The sequence below is a fragment of the Prolinoborus fasciculus genome (assembly GCF_056724605.1).
The window spans coordinates 1-16,492 of sequence record NZ_JBWZQN010000035.1 but is presented as its reverse complement, the minus strand read 5'-3'; the positions used below and the strand labels follow the sequence as shown (position 1 = coordinate 16,492).

At 39.9% G+C, this 16,492-nt stretch carries 16 protein-coding genes, 2 tRNA genes and 2 pseudogenes; 9 read left to right on the top strand and 11 right to left on the bottom strand.

Annotated features, from left to right (window positions below; all coding sequences use genetic code 11):
* The first annotated feature begins 26 nt into the window (after positions 1-26).
* Both AC1P5O_RS09655 and AC1P5O_RS09650 read left to right on the top strand, forming a co-directional pair.
* Positions 27-99, top strand: a tRNA-Gly gene (locus AC1P5O_RS09655).
* 48 nt (positions 100-147) lie between these two features.
* A tRNA-Gly gene (locus AC1P5O_RS09650) sits at positions 148-223 on the top strand.
* Between the two features lie 325 nt (positions 224-548).
* On the opposite strand, the gene AC1P5O_RS09645 is transcribed toward AC1P5O_RS09650, so the two are convergent.
* Complete coding sequence (locus tag AC1P5O_RS09645; RefSeq protein WP_004895349.1) at positions 549-776, bottom strand: helix-turn-helix domain-containing protein; 228 nt, start codon at positions 774-776, stop codon at positions 549-551.
* A gap of 115 nt (positions 777-891) precedes the next feature.
* Here AC1P5O_RS09645 and AC1P5O_RS09640 point away from each other — a divergent pair, with 115 nt between their 5' ends.
* The 6 genes from AC1P5O_RS09640 (at position 892) to AC1P5O_RS09615 (ending at position 4,588) form a co-directional block, all read left to right on the top strand.
* Positions 892-1,101, top strand: a complete 210-nt coding sequence (locus AC1P5O_RS09640) for a hypothetical protein (RefSeq protein WP_000122748.1) — start codon at positions 892-894, stop codon at positions 1,099-1,101.
* Positions 1,102-1,120: 19 nt separating this feature from the next.
* The gene (locus AC1P5O_RS09635; protein ID WP_085064706.1) at positions 1,121-2,302 is read left to right on the top strand and encodes a site-specific integrase; all 1,182 of its coding nucleotides are present in this window, start codon (positions 1,121-1,123) and stop codon (positions 2,300-2,302) included.
* Positions 2,295-2,543 (top strand): hypothetical protein, encoded by a 249-nt coding sequence (locus tag AC1P5O_RS09630; protein ID WP_004905625.1) that lies wholly within the window; start codon positions 2,295-2,297, stop codon positions 2,541-2,543. Before AC1P5O_RS09635 ends, AC1P5O_RS09630 begins: the two co-directional genes overlap by 8 nt.
* A gap of 68 nt (positions 2,544-2,611) precedes the next feature.
* On the top strand, positions 2,612-3,160 hold the full coding sequence (locus tag AC1P5O_RS09625; RefSeq protein WP_085064716.1) for a DUF1376 domain-containing protein: 549 nt from the start codon (positions 2,612-2,614) through the stop codon (positions 3,158-3,160).
* Positions 3,161-3,170: 10 nt separating this feature from the next.
* Positions 3,171-3,923, top strand: a complete 753-nt coding sequence (locus AC1P5O_RS09620; protein ID WP_085064707.1) for an ATP-binding protein — start codon at positions 3,171-3,173, stop codon at positions 3,921-3,923.
* A gap of 272 nt (positions 3,924-4,195) precedes the next feature.
* The gene (locus AC1P5O_RS09615) at positions 4,196-4,588 is read left to right on the top strand and encodes a hypothetical protein (protein ID WP_086044324.1); all 393 of its coding nucleotides are present in this window, start codon (positions 4,196-4,198) and stop codon (positions 4,586-4,588) included.
* A 29-nt stretch (positions 4,589-4,617) separates the two neighbouring features.
* On the opposite strand, the gene AC1P5O_RS09610 is transcribed toward AC1P5O_RS09615, so the two are convergent.
* The 8 genes from AC1P5O_RS09610 to AC1P5O_RS09575 form a co-directional block, all read right to left on the bottom strand.
* Positions 4,618-5,693 (bottom strand): IS3 family transposase gene (locus tag AC1P5O_RS09610; RefSeq protein ID WP_101627175.1). Its coding sequence is split into 2 segments (ribosomal slippage): positions 4,618-5,441 and positions 5,441-5,693, totalling 1,077 coding nucleotides; the frame shifts between segments, so codons are not numbered across the junction.
* A 161-nt stretch (positions 5,694-5,854) separates the two neighbouring features.
* Positions 5,855-7,327, bottom strand: a complete 1,473-nt coding sequence (locus tag AC1P5O_RS09605; RefSeq protein ID WP_085064709.1) for an amino acid permease — start codon at positions 7,325-7,327, stop codon at positions 5,855-5,857.
* 445 nt (positions 7,328-7,772) lie between these two features.
* Positions 7,773-8,768, bottom strand: coding sequence for a succinylglutamate desuccinylase (gene astE, locus AC1P5O_RS09600; protein ID WP_085064710.1), 996 nt, complete (start codon positions 8,766-8,768; stop codon positions 7,773-7,775).
* A gap of 21 nt (positions 8,769-8,789) precedes the next feature.
* Entirely contained in the window at positions 8,790-10,133 is a 1,344-nt protein-coding gene (astB, locus tag AC1P5O_RS09595) for an N-succinylarginine dihydrolase (protein WP_085064711.1), read from the bottom strand.
* 14 nt (positions 10,134-10,147) lie between these two features.
* Positions 10,148-11,617 (bottom strand): succinylglutamate-semialdehyde dehydrogenase, encoded by a 1,470-nt coding sequence (astD, locus tag AC1P5O_RS09590; RefSeq protein ID WP_085064712.1) that lies wholly within the window; start codon positions 11,615-11,617, stop codon positions 10,148-10,150.
* Positions 11,608-12,657, bottom strand: a complete 1,050-nt coding sequence (gene astA, locus AC1P5O_RS09585; protein WP_318270599.1) for an arginine N-succinyltransferase — start codon at positions 12,655-12,657, stop codon at positions 11,608-11,610. The genes astD and astA overlap by 10 nt, the downstream gene beginning before the upstream one ends.
* A gap of 18 nt (positions 12,658-12,675) precedes the next feature.
* Entirely contained in the window at positions 12,676-13,908 is a 1,233-nt protein-coding gene (locus tag AC1P5O_RS09580; RefSeq protein ID WP_165353935.1) for a bifunctional succinylornithine transaminase/acetylornithine transaminase, read from the bottom strand.
* 41 nt (positions 13,909-13,949) lie between these two features.
* Entirely contained in the window at positions 13,950-15,221 is a 1,272-nt protein-coding gene (locus AC1P5O_RS09575) for a Glu/Leu/Phe/Val family dehydrogenase (protein WP_085064713.1), read from the bottom strand.
* Between the two features lie 200 nt (positions 15,222-15,421).
* Between AC1P5O_RS09575 and AC1P5O_RS09570 the strand changes: the two genes are divergently transcribed.
* Positions 15,422-15,844 carry an Lrp/AsnC family transcriptional regulator gene (locus AC1P5O_RS09570; protein WP_085064714.1) on the top strand — a complete coding sequence of 141 codons (423 nt, stop codon included), beginning with the start codon at positions 15,422-15,424 and terminating at the stop codon, positions 15,842-15,844.
* Between the two features lie 322 nt (positions 15,845-16,166).
* On the opposite strand, the pseudogene AC1P5O_RS09565 reads toward AC1P5O_RS09570, so the two are convergent.
* Both AC1P5O_RS09565 and AC1P5O_RS09560 read right to left on the bottom strand, forming a co-directional pair.
* Positions 16,167-16,334 (bottom strand): annotated as a pseudogene (locus tag AC1P5O_RS09565) (IS481 family transposase); the annotation flags it as partial.
* 7 nt (positions 16,335-16,341) lie between these two features.
* Positions 16,342-16,492, bottom strand: a pseudogene (locus AC1P5O_RS09560) (IS30 family transposase); the annotation flags it as partial.

Sequence of the window (16,492 nt, the reverse complement as noted above, 5' to 3'; positions counted from 1 at the left end):
TTTGCATGCTGTATTATACACGGCATGCGGGAATAGCTCAGTTGGTAGAGCATAACCTTGCCAAGGTTGGGGTCGGGAGTTCGAGTCTCCTTTCCCGCTCAAAATTTTTTCATTTAGTTTTTTCATTTAAAAAACTTTATAGACTCCGCGGGAATAGCTCAGTTGGTAGAGCATAACCTTGCCAAGGTTGGGGTCGGGAGTTCGAGTCTCCTTTCCCGCTCCAGATTCAAAAAGCCCTCATCGCAAGATGGGGGCTTTTTTCTTATTGATTTTATTATATTTTTTGAAAATTCCCCTTCCTTTGTTATTCGATTCAATAAAAAATATTCTTAATGTAATTTGTATTTTGTGACCAAGATGTGACCATGGCGTGCCCACGACCATAAAGATGGTCTCAATTGACCTTAAATGTCCTCAATCGATCACCACTTTCAGAGCTTTTTTGAAGGCAAAAAATCACCCTGTTCTCTTCCAAACAAGGTATTTTTTACCAAATGATCAATAATTTGTGACCATTTCACTTTTTGATGTGACCATTTGTGACCAAACTATTCACTAACAGATTGTTCTTTATTGTCTTTTTCAAAAACAAATAAATCCCCTACCTGTACATCCAAATAATCACAAATTCGATCGATGGTCTCCAAATCAATTCGAGTCAATTCGCCATTATAAAGCTTATGCAAAGTTGTCTTATTAATGCCTGTGCCACGAATTAAGTCAGCTACACGCATTTTTCTTTCAGCCAACAATATTGGTAGCTTACAAATAACCATTAATTTTTCCTCTAATACAATGAAAATTTAATTGCATTTAATTAAATTTGAGGTTATTTTAGGTCTAAGGATGAAAAATTCCTTACATCCGATGAATTACGCTAGGAATACAATTATGTCATATACCTATCTCACAGCCCAGCAACTGGCTGAAAAAATCCAGTACGACGCTCGTACCATTCGCAACCAGCTGAAAGACAGTGTCTTCATTGAAGGTGTTCACTACATCCGTCCTTTTGGTGGCCGCAAAATTCTTTTTGTTTGGGAACGTATTGAAACTGAAATGCTTAAATTCACTGGTTTAAGCATGGATGCCTTGCAATAAGGCTTAGGAGGTTTAACTGATGGCTACCATCCGGGAACGAAGTGGCAAACTGATTGCCGACTTTCGCTACATGGGCATTCGTTGCAGAGAAACAACCAATCTTGAAGACAATGCCTATAACCGTCGCATTTTGAAAAAACGTCTCGAACAGCTTGAGGCAGAAATCACACTGGGCACTTTTGAATACGAAAAGTACTTTCCAAAAAGTAAACGTGTCGATGATTTTAAGGAAAAAAGAAGTCAGCAAATCGCTGTACAAACTAAGGTTCCTCTTTTTAAAGAGTTTACTGAAGTGTGGTTTAAACAAAAACAAGTTGAATGGAGAACTTCTTATCAACAAAAGGTTTCAATTATTATTAAAAATTATTTGATTCCTGCTTTTGGTAATCAGGTTCTCTCGAAAATCAAGAAGTCAGACTTGCTGAACTTCCGTGCTTCCCTCGCCAAAGTGACACACGGAAAAGATCAAACAAGTCTGAAAGCATCGCGGATTAATCAAATCATGACGCCTTTACGTATGATACTCAATGATGCGGCTGAACGATACGAGTTTGAGTCGCCTTATAAAAATATTAACAATCTGAAGGAAAGCAAGATTGAAGTCACACCTTTTTCTCTGGAAGAGGTGCATAAAATTCTTACCACGGTGCGTGAAGACTTCCGCCCCTATTACACCATTCGCTTTTTTACGGGTATGCGTACCAGTGAAATCGATGGTCTGCAATGGAAAAATATCGACTTACAGCGTCGTGAAATCCATATCAGAGAAGCGTTAGTGAATGGTGTTCTTGGTGGAACCAAAACTTATGGCTCTGACCGCACGATCCAGATGAATGACCGGGTTTACCAAGCTTTTCTGCAACAGAAAAGCTTAAATAATGGTAAATCAGAGTTTGTATTCTGTAATCGTGACGGTGGACCTCTCGATTATCGTCTGGTGAATAAACGTGTCTGGCATCCGATCTTGCGCTTTCTAGGATTAAAGCCTAGAAGAGCCTACCAAACACGTCATACAGCAGCAACGCTCTGGCTGTCGGCAGGAGAGAATCCGGAATGGATCGCACGTCAATTGGGACATTCAACGACTGAAATGCTATTCCGGGTCTATAGCCGTTACATCCCCAATGTTACCCGTCGTGATGGCAGTGCATTTGAAGCCATGTTGGAGCGACTAAATACAGAGGAGCTTGCACATGAATAGTAAAGCTTTCTTTGGTGGTGTGGTCGTCAGTCCTGAAGCAGATATGGTGGCTCGTGAATTAATCCATGAGCTACACATTCCCAAACTGCACAATCTGGCGTTTTTGTTGGAGATCAACAAATGCTTCGATGATCACCAGGCGTTAAGACTGTGGCTACAGCGAATGCTGGATGAAGGGCAAGCCCATTACGATGACTTGGCTCAACAGGCTCGCCTCCGGTTAATGAGCTTAGCTCCCTGATCAAATAAATATACAAGGTCATCTGATTGATGACCTTAGCCCTCTATACCTATAAAAAAGGTGAACACATGCATAAACATATTTCAATTTGGATGCCACTCTATATCGGCGACTTACAGGCGAAATTTGCACGAATGACAGCAGAACAAATTGGTGCGGCACTGCTGTTAATGATGGATTTCTGGAAAAATGGTGCTATTCCTCACGACCTAGCTACGGTATGTAGCATCACAAAATTATCGCAACATACCAAGGCTAAAACTTTGTTGAATACGCTAATAGCCCTGGAATTGTTTGAAATCGAATCTGAGCAAATTCATTCAAGTTTTTTAACCAGTTTAAAAAGCCAGGCATTGCAAAATCAGCAAATGAAATCTGATAAAGCTAAAAATGCAGCTCAAGCACGTTGGGGAAAATCCGCAAGTAATGCTCAAGCATCAGCTAAGCAACGAAAAGTAAATGCTCAAGCAGCTCCTGAGAAGAGCCCGAGTATTACTCAAGTCATGCTTGAACCATGCCCTTCATCTTCATCTTCATCTTCATCTTCATCTTCATCTTCATCTTCAAATTTTGAAGAAAAAAATGAGAGTTTTTTAGAAAATTCAAAATGGATTTAGGAGAATGATCATGAATACCATGCTTAAAACGCTCCAGTTTCACGTAGAAACAACAGAAACACTCTGCCCTACCCATCATATGCCCCTGATGGAAATTGCCGGCCACAGGCTCTGTAAATTGTGTGCAAAAGAAAACGTCCATCACTCACATGCAGCCTATGCAGATGAACTGCAACAGCGATTGCTACAACAGAAAATCAAAAACTCAGGGCTCAATAAACGCTACCTGGATCGTGGCTTCAAGAATTATGTAGTTGCATGTCCTGCACAAGACAATGCCATCAAGCTATGCCAGGCTTTTGCACAGCAGATTATTTCTGACCACAACCCGAACATGTTGATGATTGGTACACCAGGTACAGGCAAAACCCATCTGAGTGCATCAATTATTCGCAACATTCTACATAACAGTACAAAATCTGCACGCTACTATACCAGTGCAGAAATTGCTCAAAAAATGATGGACACCTGGTCAGATGCTTCACGCTCTGAAAAGGAAGTTATCGAGCATTTCTCCGGTTTTGATTTATTGGTGATTGATGAATATGGCTTGCATGACCGGCATGAGAAACGCCTAGAAATGGTGCATAAGGTCTTATATAGCCGTTACGACAACATGAAGTCCACGCTGCTAATTTCCAATTTCACACTTCAGAATATACAGCGGGATTTAGGTGTCCGATTATGGTCACGGTTGCATGAAAACAATTTAATTGTAGTGCCGTGTTATTGGGAGGATCAGCGGTTCAATAACATTTATTAAATATCTGAGGCGGTTCAAATGAACCGCCTCTTTATAAACAACTTAAACGTCAAATATTTAACTCCTTTATTAGGAGAGTAGGCGGTAATCTATAAGTGAATGCTGTGTTTCACTTGGTTTAAATTTTGATAAGCTACCTATCGCGTCATTAAACTGAAAAAAGTCTAGCTGAGTACCAATTTCTTTATTGAATAGTACGTATATCTGTCAATATATGTACTACCCTTTCACACATAATGAAGGGTTGTTTAACAACTAAATTATGAGAAAAAATGAATATGAAATCTTTAAATAAAATCTTGCTTGCATGTATTCTAGTATCTCCAGTTACAGCTGTCTTTGCATATGATGCTCAAGAGGTGATTAACAGAGGGCATATGGAAACACAGCGTTTGATGGAACGACAAACGCAGGATGCACAGCGAGTTCAGACGATTCAGGCTCAACGTGGCTATGAAAATCAGATGCGCGAAAGGGAAAATAAACGCCAAATGGAAAAATCAAGACAAGAGGCTCTCAACCGCAAGCCAGTCACGGAAGCAGAAATGAAAAAAGGCTTAAAAGATCTTGGTGACTTGATTACTTCGGATCAAGCAAAAGATGTAATGACTTATATGAATAATCTAAAACCAGATCCTTATGGTAATACCCCCATTTTTAATTGAGTTAATGAGTAGAAAAACCGAAGCCTTTATCATTGTTTAAATTTAGGTGGTTTACCATCAACTGACATATGAGGTCGTTGATGATTATAAAAGTGTTGCCATGCTGTTGTATAGTCTTGAACATCTTCAAGTTCTCGAAATAAATATTGATTTAAACATTCATAACGTACTGTCCGATTGAAGCGTTCTACATACGCATTTTGTTGTGGATTGCCAGGCTGGGTAAATACATGCTCAATTTCATGCTGCTTACACCATGCCTCCATTAAATCACTGATGTACTCTGGTCCATTGTCACTTCGGATTCGTTTTGGTTTACCTCGCCATTCGATGAGTTGATCCAACCCTCGAAGTACTCGTTCGGCGGGTAAGGAGAAGTCAATCAAGATATCTAATGACTCACGGTTATAGTCATCAATGACGTTGTGCACACGGTAACTGCGGCCATCACTGAGTTGATCGTGCATAAAGTCCATTGACCATGATTCATTCTGCGCTTCTGGTACTGCAAGAGTTTCAGGCTTTATCCGTTTAATGCGTTTGTTGGGTTTAATCCGAAGGTTAAGCTCAAGCTCCTTATAAATGCGATAAATACGCTTGTGATTCCAAGGGTAGCCTTGGACATTACGCAGGTACAAAAAGCAAAGCTTAAATCCCCAAGTCTTATTCTCATTGGTGAGCTTAATCAGCCAATCTGCAATAACCATATTCTGCTCCTTCAATTGAGCTATATAGCGATAACAGGTTTGACTGACTTGGAATATGAGACAGGCCTTATTCACTGATATCTTATATTGCTCAACGGCTTGTTGAGCAAGTGACTTGCGTTGCGTTGGCCTTATAACTTTTTTGACAGTGCATCCTGAAGAATGTCTGCTTTAAGACGTTCATCCGCATACATGCGCTTTAGGCGGGCATTTTCTGTCTCTAGCTCTTTAAGTCGAGTCATCATGGAAAGATCCATGCCGCCATATTTGGACTTCCATTTGTAAAAAGTGGCAGAACTCATGCCATGTTCTCGGCATAGATTAGGCACTGGAGTACCTGCTTCAGCTTGCTTCAAAATACTCATGATTAAGCTGTCCGAATATTTAGATGTTTTCATAGAAAATCTCCTTAGATCAAGGCTATTCGATTTTCTACTTTTAAGTTCAATTATTTTTAGGGAGCATTACCGACTCATCATCTTTTTTATAATAATTTTCATTGATATTTACCATTCAGTTTTGAATAGTAAATATCAATCAAGCTTGACTCAAAAAATACTTAGCTTATTTTTTTAGCTTCGATCTGATTCTGCACCAACGCTGTATGAATTAAAATTTTACGACGCTTATAACGATACGCTATAAATAATCCTCCAAACCAGATTGGAGAAACCAGAAGTGCAATCAAGGTGTCATGATCCAATGCGAGAATCACCACAGTAAATAACAAGAAAGCAAATGTAATCCAGGCCATCGGTACACCACCTGGCATTTTATAGGCAGACACAGCATGTACTTCAGGTGCTTGTTTACGGTAAGCGATATAAGACAAGATAATGAGTGCAAAAGTGAAAATACATAAAATGGACGTGAGTGCGGAAACAATGGTAAATGCCGTCATCACATCTGGAACAATAAATAAAATAGATGTCCCAATCACAACGCAAAACATTGAAAAGAACAAACTATTCAGTGGTACTTTGCTTTTAGACAATTTGCTGAAACTTTTTGGCGCATCCTTGTCGACTGACAAGCCATACAGCATACGGCTGGTTGCAAAAATACCACTATTAGCAGAAGACAATGCTGAGGTTGCTACCACAAAATTCACTACACCTGCGGCAACTGGCAAACCCACTAACGTAAACATTTCAACAAATGGACTTTTATCCGGTGAAACCTGTGACCATGAAGTAACTGCAATAATGCATAGTAAGGCACCGATATAGAACAATAAAATTCGGACAGGAATAGAGTTAATCGCACGTGGTAATGATTTATGGGGATCTTTGGTCTCTGCTGCTGTGGTTCCCACCAACTCAATCCCGACAAAGGCAAAGACTGCGATTTGGAAACCGGCTAAAAACCCCATAACACCATAGGGAAACATCGAACCCTTTTCAATTGCATGGCTTAAAGATGCCTGAACACCACTCGGTGATACAAAGCTAATCAAAATCAGGTATAAACCAACGCATAAGAATAAAACAATCGCAATAATCTTGATTAGGGCAAACCAGAACTCCATTTCACCAAAGATTCTTACTGCAACAAAATTCAGTAAGGTTAAGATGACCAAGGAGCCAAAAGCCGGAATCCAGACCGGTATGTCAGGGTACCAAAATTGGGTATACCCCCCGATGACAATCACATCAACAATGGCGGTAATAATCCAGTTCAACCAATAGGACCAGCCGATGAAAAATCCAGCCCACGGTCCTAAATATACTGTGGCAAAATCTGCAAAGGTTTTGTAGTTGGTATTAGAAAGTAATAACTCTCCCATCGCTCGCATCACGAAAAAAAAGAAAAAACCAATAATGATATAAGTCAAAATAATGGAGGTACCTGAAACACTGAGTGTTTTTCCTGACCCCATAAATAAACCTGTACCAATTGCGCCACCAATCGCAATCATTTGAATATGCCGATTGGTTAAGGATCGCTGTAATTTTTCCTCATCTTGATCAGTCATATGCTGACTGCCAAGAAGTTCTCCTTTTAGAAATGGCTTACCTTCATTATTTGTCATAAATGACTACTCCAATTTATAACCTAAGTTATAAATAATCCTTGCCAATAATAAATTTTATTGAAAAATAAAAAGCAAAACTTATTCTCTATATTTGAGAGGCAAGATTAATCAAATTAAAATAAAGTCAATATATTTAAAATATTCAAAAATACAATTAACAAATATAATACAATGATTATCATGCCAACCTAGACCGATAATAAAATCAATCCAGATATATCGAAAATGTTATGCATTTATTATGCCAATAAAAATTATTCTCCATTTTTTAATAAGTCCATATGAATACTTATATACTAGAACAAAGTAATCAGGATATGATCCCAATAAATTCAATCTAAATAAGTAAAATAATAAGAATCAATATCCTATAAAATCATCATATAAAGTTCTAATTAATTATATAATAATAAAGATATATCCTTATAATACCAATGAGGTATTAAGAAAATACCTCATTGGTATAATGAATTTCATCTATTAATAATCCTGCCCTAAGTCCCTTTTTTACCTCAGGATTTGGAAATAATATCCAGACCTTTTCCAGATTAACAACATAATTTCCACTATTCTGTTCGGCTATTATTTGTCCTTTGCTAAATAAAGTAAAATTCGGTGCTGTTTTGTCTACATTTAACTTAAAGTCATCATCTTTTTTAATAATGCTATCGATTACTTTAAAATATCGAATTTTATTTTTTAAATTATTATTATTTTCTTGAGCACAAATCAGTGCACGTAACATTAAATCGGTCGATTTAAAGTCAGATAAGTTATTTGTAGCAAATGGTTTGGCTTTGCCCAGTTCCAAAGTACAGCTATGTGCACCAAAATATTCACTGGTATAGCTAGAAAATGTTTTTCCTGCACTACTATGAAGCACGATTGCATCTAGCTTTGCGGCAGCCAAATTAGAAAATAATTCTGAATCATAGGCATGTTTTTGAAATGGAATCAGTGCAAAAGTACTCATGAGAGAGCTACGAATAGCGGTGTGCAAATCATAATGATAGAAAGATACGTCGTGCGGTTGCTGATGAAAGAATTTTTCAACTGACTGTTCGAGCTGTAACGCGCGCTTATTTTCCAGATCATCTACTGGAGATTTTAATTCAGCGCAAAACATGCGGTTTAAATCATTGTCTAGATAGCGCTGTCCCACACGCATGGCAGCAGGATGACCAAAAATAACCAGAACCTGTTCTTTTAATGCTAATTTTTCTTGAATTAAATCACTACATATTTGGTTTAATATTTCAATCGGTGCAGTTTCATTGCCATGAATTCCTGCTGAAAGAATAATGGCTTTTTTATGAGCCACTTTCGGTATGAATTGTAAAATACCTTCAGCAAGCCAATGCCATTCTAGAAATTTGTTATGTCCGCTTTTAATCTCAGGTTCAGAACCATCTAGGGTTAACTTTAAAAAATCTTCCATAAGTTACATACATCTCTCTAGTTAAAATTGAAATGAATAAATCGCTCCCAACTCCAGAATCTGACTTAACTCATCCAGCGCAATTTGACTTTCCAATATGAGTTGGGGGTCGATTAAATCTTGTGCTGACAATCGATCACGATAATGACGATCTACCCATTGGTTGAGGCTGTTGCATAAACTGTCAGTCAATAAAACCGGTTGATGCACAGCCGCCAGTTCATCTTGATTCATCGCAACACGTAGACGAAGGCAAGCAGGTCCGCCGCCATTACGCATACTTTCTCTTAAATGAAATACTTGAACATCATCGATCTGGCTGTCTTGTAATAAAGTCTGCTGTACATAATTCCAAACGGCCTGATTTTCACGAGCCTCTTCTGGAAGAATGATACTCATGCCCCCATCGGGACGACTCACAATCTGGCTATTAAATAAATAAGACTGCACAGCATCTTTGACACTGACACATTGATCTGGCACTTGAATCAGTTCAAGGCTCTGATTTTGATGTTGTAATTTTTCTGCCAATTCATTCAGCATTATTTTCTGATTTAAAAATGCTTTTTCATGCACCAGGAATACATTTTTATTATTTACAGAAATGACATCATTATGAAAAACACCCAAATCAATTACATCGGGGTTCTGTTGGAAAAATAAGGTTTTTTCTGTATCGAGCTGATGCAAACGTGCAACAGCCTGGCATGCTTCTAAAGTTTGTCTTGCCGGATATTTACTGACACGGACCTGGTCTGTTTTGAAAAAATGCTGGCCATAAACAAAAACTTCAATCCCAGAATGAGCATAATCTTGAGCAAAACGTAAATGGTTAGCTGCACCTTCGTCACCAAATAGAGGGACACTTGGCAAAGCTTCATGATGGACAAAATATTGTTCATCTTGAAAAATACGTTTCAATATTCGTTGTGTTGTTAAATGTTCAATTGACCGATGATAATTCGAACACAAATTTGCACTCGTGAAATGAATTTTTTGGTCTGCTGTATCTGCCGATGGACTGACAGTCGCTGCATTGGCGGCCCACATCGGTGAGGCTGAATATAAAGCGGATAGAAGTTCAGGTGCTTGGCGATATGCCTGCTCAATTAAATGTTTATCTTGACCACCAAAGCCTAAACGGCGTAATTCTGAAAGCATTGGTCGTTCATGTGGCGGTAAAACAGCTTGTTTCAGCCCCATATCCGCCATTGCTTTCATTTTTTGTAAACCCTGCTTTGCAGCAAGCTTGGGATTTGAAATCAATTTTTGATTTTTGAATGAAGCTTCATTGCCAAAAGAAAGTCCCGCATAATGATGCGTAGGACCGACTAAACCATCAAAATTAACTTCAAATCCCAACATACACTTACTCCAAATTAGAAACTGATACCTGGTGATAATTTTTCTGGTAATTCAATGGTTTCAGTTTCTAAAGAAGCCATTGGCCATGCACAGTAATCTGCAGCATAGAACGCACTTGGACGATGGTTACCTGACGCCCCGATACCGCCGAAAGGTGCCGCACTGGATGCGCCGGTCAGAGGTTTATTCCAGTTGACAATACCTGCGCGTGCAGAGATCAGTAAACGTTCATACAATTCCCGATCTGGAGAAATCAAGCCAACGGCCAAACCAAAACGTGTCTGATTCGCAAGCTTTAATGCTTCGTCAAAATCCTGATAACGATAGATTTTTGTCAGTGGACCAAAATATTCTTCATCTGGAATATCCGTTACTTTGGAAACATCCAAAATCCCCGCACTGAGCAAGGTGCTATCTGCAGCCAGTAACTGCATTTCCGCCAGCGGGGTTGCACCCAAAGCAAGCAGTTTTTGCTGAGCTTCAAGTAATGACTGCGCTGCCTGAGATGAAATCACACCGCCCATAAACGGTTGATCATGATCATTCCATGCACCAATCTTGAGATTTTTCGCTACCTCAACAAAGCGTTGAATAAATTGATCGCCCACGGCACCTTGTTTAACAATAATGCGACGCGCACACGTACAACGTTGACCTGCAGACACAAATGCAGATTGAATCGCGAGATGAACTGCAGCATCAATATCGCTTACATCATCGACAATCAGGGCATTATTACCACCCATCTCCAAAGCCAGAATTTTTTCTGGCTGCCCTGCAATCAACTTGTGTAAGTGATAGCCGGTATTGGCACTGCCTGTAAACAGGATCCCATCGACATCTGTGGCACTGGCCAAAGCTTCGCCTGTGCTGCGTCCGCCTTGTAACAGATTGATCACACCGTTTGGCAGACCGGCTTTTTGCCATAACTTAAGGGTTTCTTCTGCGGTCCACGGCGTTAATTCGCTCGGCTTAAACAGAATGCAGTTGCCTGCCAGCAAGGCTGGAATAATATGACCATTGGGTAAATGACCAGGAAAATTATAAGGTCCAAAAACAGCAAGCACCCCATGCGGGCGATGGCGTAAAGTCGCTTTTCCGTCCGGCATGTCGGTTGAACTTTCACCGGTGCGTTGCTGATAGGCGCGAATTGAAATCGCGGCTTTGCCAATCATCGCCTGGACTTCAGTTAAGGTTTCCCACAACGGCTTGCTGGTTTCCTGGCTGATTACTTCTGCCAGATGCTGCTGGTTTTCTTTCAGCAAACGCGCAAACTCTTCTACAATTTGTATGCGCTGTTCAAGTGGAGTGACTGCCCATTGTGGAAATGCTTGACGTGCAGATTCACTCGCCAGTTGCACATCTTCAGCAGTCGCTTCTTGGCCTGCCCAAATTTGTGCCTTGCCCACTGGATTCGTTTTCACAAAGGGTTGACCTTGTGCCGCACGCCATTGACCTTGAATAAAAACCGAACCTAAAGACATGCTTTCTCTCCACTTACATTTACAGATAACAAGCGGACATGACCGCCATCTTGAACCTCTAACTGAGCAGCCTCACTTGCAGTGAGTTGCAATACTGCATTTTCAGGACAATGCGCCACTAGAATAGCTTTATAGTCATTGTAATCATCGTTGGCGACAATCATCGGACCGCTCGACAGTGCTGAAGATACCTGATCAACAATTTTGACCTGAACTGACTGGCTTTGCTTCATTGCTCTCAGGTTTTCAACATCGGCTTCCAGCGTTGCACCGCCATCAAAAATATCTACATAACCTTGATAACGTAAGCCTTCTTCGTACAGGAGTTTACTTGCAGGAACTGTATTTGGATGAACTTTACCGATCACCGCTTGTGCCTCTTCGGGCAACATATCAATATACAGTGGGTAACGTGGCATCAATTCGGCAATAAACGCTTTTTGCCCTGTGCCACTTAAGTAGTCGGCTTTATTAAATTCAATATTAAAGAACTTGTGACCGACCGCATCCCAAAATGGAGACTCGCCTTTTTCATCTGAAAAGCCGCGCATTTCTGCCACAATTTTCTTTTCAAACAAAGACTGAAATGCCGCAATAAACAAAAAGCGAATTTTAGACAAGAACTTACCATTCGAGTTTTTACGGTAATCCGGATCCAGAAACAACGTACATAATTCACTGCAATTGGTATGGTCATTACTTAAAAACAAAGTAGGCAAAGCCTTATATACACCTAAAGCACTTGAGGTATGTACTTGTGTTCCCACATGGAAGTTATACCAAGGCTCACTTAAACCCAAAGCCACTTCAATGCCGCACAAACCCACAACTTTATTTATCTGCGTATCTTCTAGTACAAATAAATAGACCTGGTCCGCTTTTTTAGTCAGACCCTGGACTGTATCGCAGGCACGCTGGATACGTGCCAACAGCTTTTCACGATGCGGCTGTAAAGACGTCAGACCAAAGCCGGCTTTTTCTGCCAACTGGTAAATGTCTTCTAGATCCCCAGGTTGAACATAGCGAATACGCATCATCATATAGACTTCCTTTGAATATTATTGAAACTTGGCTAAAGCTTTTTCAAAACGATTTAAACCTTCTTCAATATCTTCAATTGGAATGATCAAGGAGGGAGTAAAACGAACCACGCTGACCCCAGCAACCAAAGCCAACAAGCCTTCTTCCGCTGCCAGATTTACAATCTGCTTCGCCTGACCTTTATATTCATCTTTCAATTCACAACCAAGCAGCAGACCTTGACCACGGCATTCTTTAAATAATGGATATTTGCTATTGATCTCATTCAGGCGTTGCAGGAAATACTGCTCACGCTGTTTCACGCCTTGCAGAACATGCTCTTGCTTGACAAAATTAAATACTGCACCTGCAACTACGCAGCCCAAAGGATTGCCGCCATAAGTCGTGCCATGATCACCTACGGCAAACATATTGGCAAAATGGTCCGTGGTCATCATCGCCCCAATTGGGAAACCACCACCTAAGGCTTTTGCTGTAGTTAAGATGTCAGGAGTGACGCCACTGTTCATGTAGGCATATAACGCACCGGTACGCCCTACCCCTGTTTGCACTTCATCAAAAATTAAAACTGCGCCCTGTGCATCACACAGTTGACGTAAACCCTTCAGGAATTCAACATCAGCAGGAATCACACCGCCTTCACCCTGAATCGGTTCCACAATAACCGCGCAGGTATTTGGACCAATTGCTGCTTTTGCTGCATCTAAATCATTAAAAGCAATATGCTGAATGCCTTTTGGCAAAGGTGCGAAGTCTTTCGAATATTTTGGCTGTCCACCTGCTGTCACGGTAAACAACGTACGGCCATGGAATGAACTTTCAAAAGAAATAATCTCATTCTTTTCCGGATTACCGCTTAAAGTTCCGACTTTACGTGCCAGTTTCAGCGCGGCTTCATTTGCTTCCGCACCTGAGTTACAGAAAAAGACTTTATCTGCAAAGGTACTCTCAACCATTGAGCCTGCCAGTTCTAAAACAGGTTCATTGGTATAGCCATTACCGATATGCCATAATTTTTGTGCTTGATCAATTAATGCAGACACTGCAACCGGATGACAATGTCCGAGTGAATTCACAGCAATACCGCCTGCAAAATCAACATATTCCTTGTCATTTTGATCCCAGATCCGAGATCCTTTACCACGTACTGGAATAAAATTTGCGGGTGCGAAAACAGGCACCATCCAGTCATTAAAGTTCTGTCTTGTTACAGGATTATTGGTGATATCTGCTTTAAAATTCGTATTCATGTCAGCTCTGCTTCAAAAAGGAAGTTAAGGTTGGTCTAGGCTTAGCCTGGGAAAATGCCACGTTCTTGTCGTGCTTTTAAAATACGCTCACATGCCAAAACATAAGCTGCGATTCTCAAGCTACATTTTTTATCTACTGATGTTTTCCAAACATCTGCAACAGCACTTACCATTAATTTATCGAGGCGTTCATTAATTTCGGATTCGCTCCAGAAATAACTCGCCATATCTTGTACCCATTCGAAATAACTGACAGTTACACCACCGGCGTTACAAAGCACATCAGGAACAATAGTAATATTTCGTTTTATACACACATCGTCTGCTTCTGGACGTGTTGGACCATTCGCCGCTTCCAGGATCAGTTTTGCACTGAGGTTCTGTGCACGTTCCGCAGTGATTTGACCTTCTAGAGCCGCAGGAATCAAAATATCCATTGGTACAGTCCAGAACTCGTCATTGGAAATTACGCTTGCCTGAGGGAAGCCATATATACCCTGATGTTCTGCAACATATTGTTGTAATGCACGGATATCAATGCCTTCAGGATCGTAAATAGTTCCGGTATGGTCTTGAATCGCAACCACCTGCGCACCGGCCTCATTAAACAAGTAAGCCGCCTCATTACCGACATTACCGAAACCTTGGATTGCGACTTTACAGTTTTGAATATCTAACTTGATAATTTTTGCAATTTCGGAGCCTGTAATAAATACACCGCGACCCGTTGCCCGAATTCGGCCTAATGAACCACCTAAATGTAGAGGCTTGCCTGTCACCACACCTGTCACAGTATGTCCTTTGATACTGGAATAGGTATCCATGATCCAGCCCATAATTTGCTGGTTGGTACCGATATCAGGTGCAGGAATATCCACTTGTGGCCCAATTAATGGACTAATTTCACTGGTATAACGACGCGTTAAACGTTCTAATTCTCGTAAAGACAGTTTAGTCGGATCAACAGCAATACCGCCTTTTGCACCACCGAATGGTAAGTTTAAAATGGCTGTTTTAATCGTCATTCCCGCAGACAAAGCCATTACTTCTTTTAGCTCGACATCTGGATGATAACGAATACCACCTTTGCCTGGCCCACGAGATAAATTATGGTGAACACGGTAGCCTTCAAAATGCTGAATACTACCGTCATCCATAACAATAGGCACATCAACAATTAATGATCTTTTGGTACGCTTTAGCGTATTCACATAATTGCCCAGGCTTGAATCTAAATAAGGAGCAACACGATCAATTTGAGTTAGATAAGTTTGCCAAGGATCGTATTTAGTAGAGTTAGCAGCTTCAGACATCAGTTTTCCTTAACTATTTTTAGTAAAATCGCACTTTGTTTCTAGCCTGAATGCAATAATTCGTTAAAATTATTTGATCAACGTAAATCACTGCATTGTTAGGTGTAGAGCTATTATCTACAATCAATTTGATCACAAAAAGTTTTTAAAATGATTAATTTGATCCAATTTTTATCAATTTGAGTATTGAGAAATACAATATGAACGAAATAGACAGCAAAATACTGGGATTACTACGAGAAAATTCACGTATTTCTATTACTGAAATCGCTCAAAAAACCAGAACGTCTAGAGCTACAGTTCAAAAACGTATTGAATATATGGAAACCACAGGAATCATTACAGGATATACGGTAAGGATTAAACCCAATGCCAGCCCCAACAAAGTTCAGGCCTGGATGAGTATTATGGTAGAGGGAAACAAAGCCACATCTGTGATTAAAGAGTTAAGACTCAATCCTGCGATACAAACCCTGCATACAACCAATGGAAAATGGGATTTATTAGTCGAAATTCAGGCAGATAGTTTAATCAATTTTGATTTGATCTTGGGTCAGGTCAGGAATATTGCAGGCATTTACAATACAGAAACCAGTATTTTACTTTCCACTTACAAGACCTGATGTTTATACCTCTCAACCAGGTGGATGCATATTGAAAAGCTATAAAACTGCTTTTTATAAAGTCGCAGTCTCCAATCACAGGGATCAAGATGAAATTAGATCTTTATCAAAATGAAGCAGATAGACAAGCGATAAAATCGTCCTAGAAGAGTATTTTTATAGAATATTATTTCGAAAGTTTTGAGTAGACGAGTCAATTCGGTAATCAGTTCTATAGTCAAACTACTTTATTATTCATACAGGATTCGAAAAAAACTTGAAATAACTTGTACTAGCTCAAACCTGATCTGACAGTTACCCATTTTTTATTGTGCCTGTCAGGTTAAATTTGAGCTAAATTCTTCTCAGCCCAAATTTGTTTTCCATCAAGTAAAGTTTCAAATGGTGTACGACCACAGCACATTTTTCCTTGATGAGTCCGTTCAGTATTATAGAATTTCAGCCAGTCGTCTAGATCCGTCTGCAACTCTTCTAGTGTGCTATAAAGCTTGGCGAATTCAAACATGAGGTGCGACAGTTTCAAAAGTCTTATGATAATCAACAAGCTGAGCAAATTTCTCTAATGGTGTAAGCCAATCTAACGCTTTTCTAGGACGAGTATTCAGTGACATGGCAACTTGATTTAAATAATGCTGATCTGCCTGATTT

Excerpts from the sequence above, each read along its gene's own strand:
- AC1P5O_RS09645 (WP_004895349.1), bottom strand. The coding sequence starts at position 776 with ATGGTTATTTGTAAGCTACCAATATTGTTGGCTGAAAGAAAAATGCGT.
- AC1P5O_RS09640 (WP_000122748.1), top strand. The coding sequence starts at position 892 with ATGTCATATACCTATCTCACAGCCCAGCAACTGGCTGAAAAAATCCAG.
- AC1P5O_RS09635 (WP_085064706.1), top strand. The coding sequence starts at position 1,121 with ATGGCTACCATCCGGGAACGAAGTGGCAAACTGATTGCCGACTTTCGC.
- AC1P5O_RS09630 (WP_004905625.1), top strand. The coding sequence starts at position 2,295 with ATGAATAGTAAAGCTTTCTTTGGTGGTGTGGTCGTCAGTCCTGAAGCA.
- AC1P5O_RS09625 (WP_085064716.1), top strand. The coding sequence starts at position 2,612 with ATGCATAAACATATTTCAATTTGGATGCCACTCTATATCGGCGACTTA.
- AC1P5O_RS09620 (WP_085064707.1), top strand. The coding sequence starts at position 3,171 with ATGAATACCATGCTTAAAACGCTCCAGTTTCACGTAGAAACAACAGAA.
- AC1P5O_RS09615 (WP_086044324.1), top strand. The coding sequence starts at position 4,196 with ATGAATATGAAATCTTTAAATAAAATCTTGCTTGCATGTATTCTAGTA.
- AC1P5O_RS09605 (WP_085064709.1), bottom strand. The coding sequence starts at position 7,327 with ATGACAAATAATGAAGGTAAGCCATTTCTAAAAGGAGAACTTCTTGGC.
- astE (WP_085064710.1), bottom strand. The coding sequence starts at position 8,768 with ATGGAAGATTTTTTAAAGTTAACCCTAGATGGTTCTGAACCTGAGATT.
- astB (WP_085064711.1), bottom strand. The coding sequence starts at position 10,133 with ATGTTGGGATTTGAAGTTAATTTTGATGGTTTAGTCGGTCCTACGCAT.
- astD (WP_085064712.1), bottom strand. The coding sequence starts at position 11,617 with ATGTCTTTAGGTTCGGTTTTTATTCAAGGTCAATGGCGTGCGGCACAA.
- astA (WP_318270599.1), bottom strand. The coding sequence starts at position 12,657 with ATGATGATGCGTATTCGCTATGTTCAACCTGGGGATCTAGAAGACATT.
- AC1P5O_RS09580 (WP_165353935.1), bottom strand. The coding sequence starts at position 13,908 with ATGAATACGAATTTTAAAGCAGATATCACCAATAATCCTGTAACAAGA.
- AC1P5O_RS09575 (WP_085064713.1), bottom strand. The coding sequence starts at position 15,221 with ATGTCTGAAGCTGCTAACTCTACTAAATACGATCCTTGGCAAACTTAT.
- AC1P5O_RS09570 (WP_085064714.1), top strand. The coding sequence starts at position 15,422 with ATGAACGAAATAGACAGCAAAATACTGGGATTACTACGAGAAAATTCA.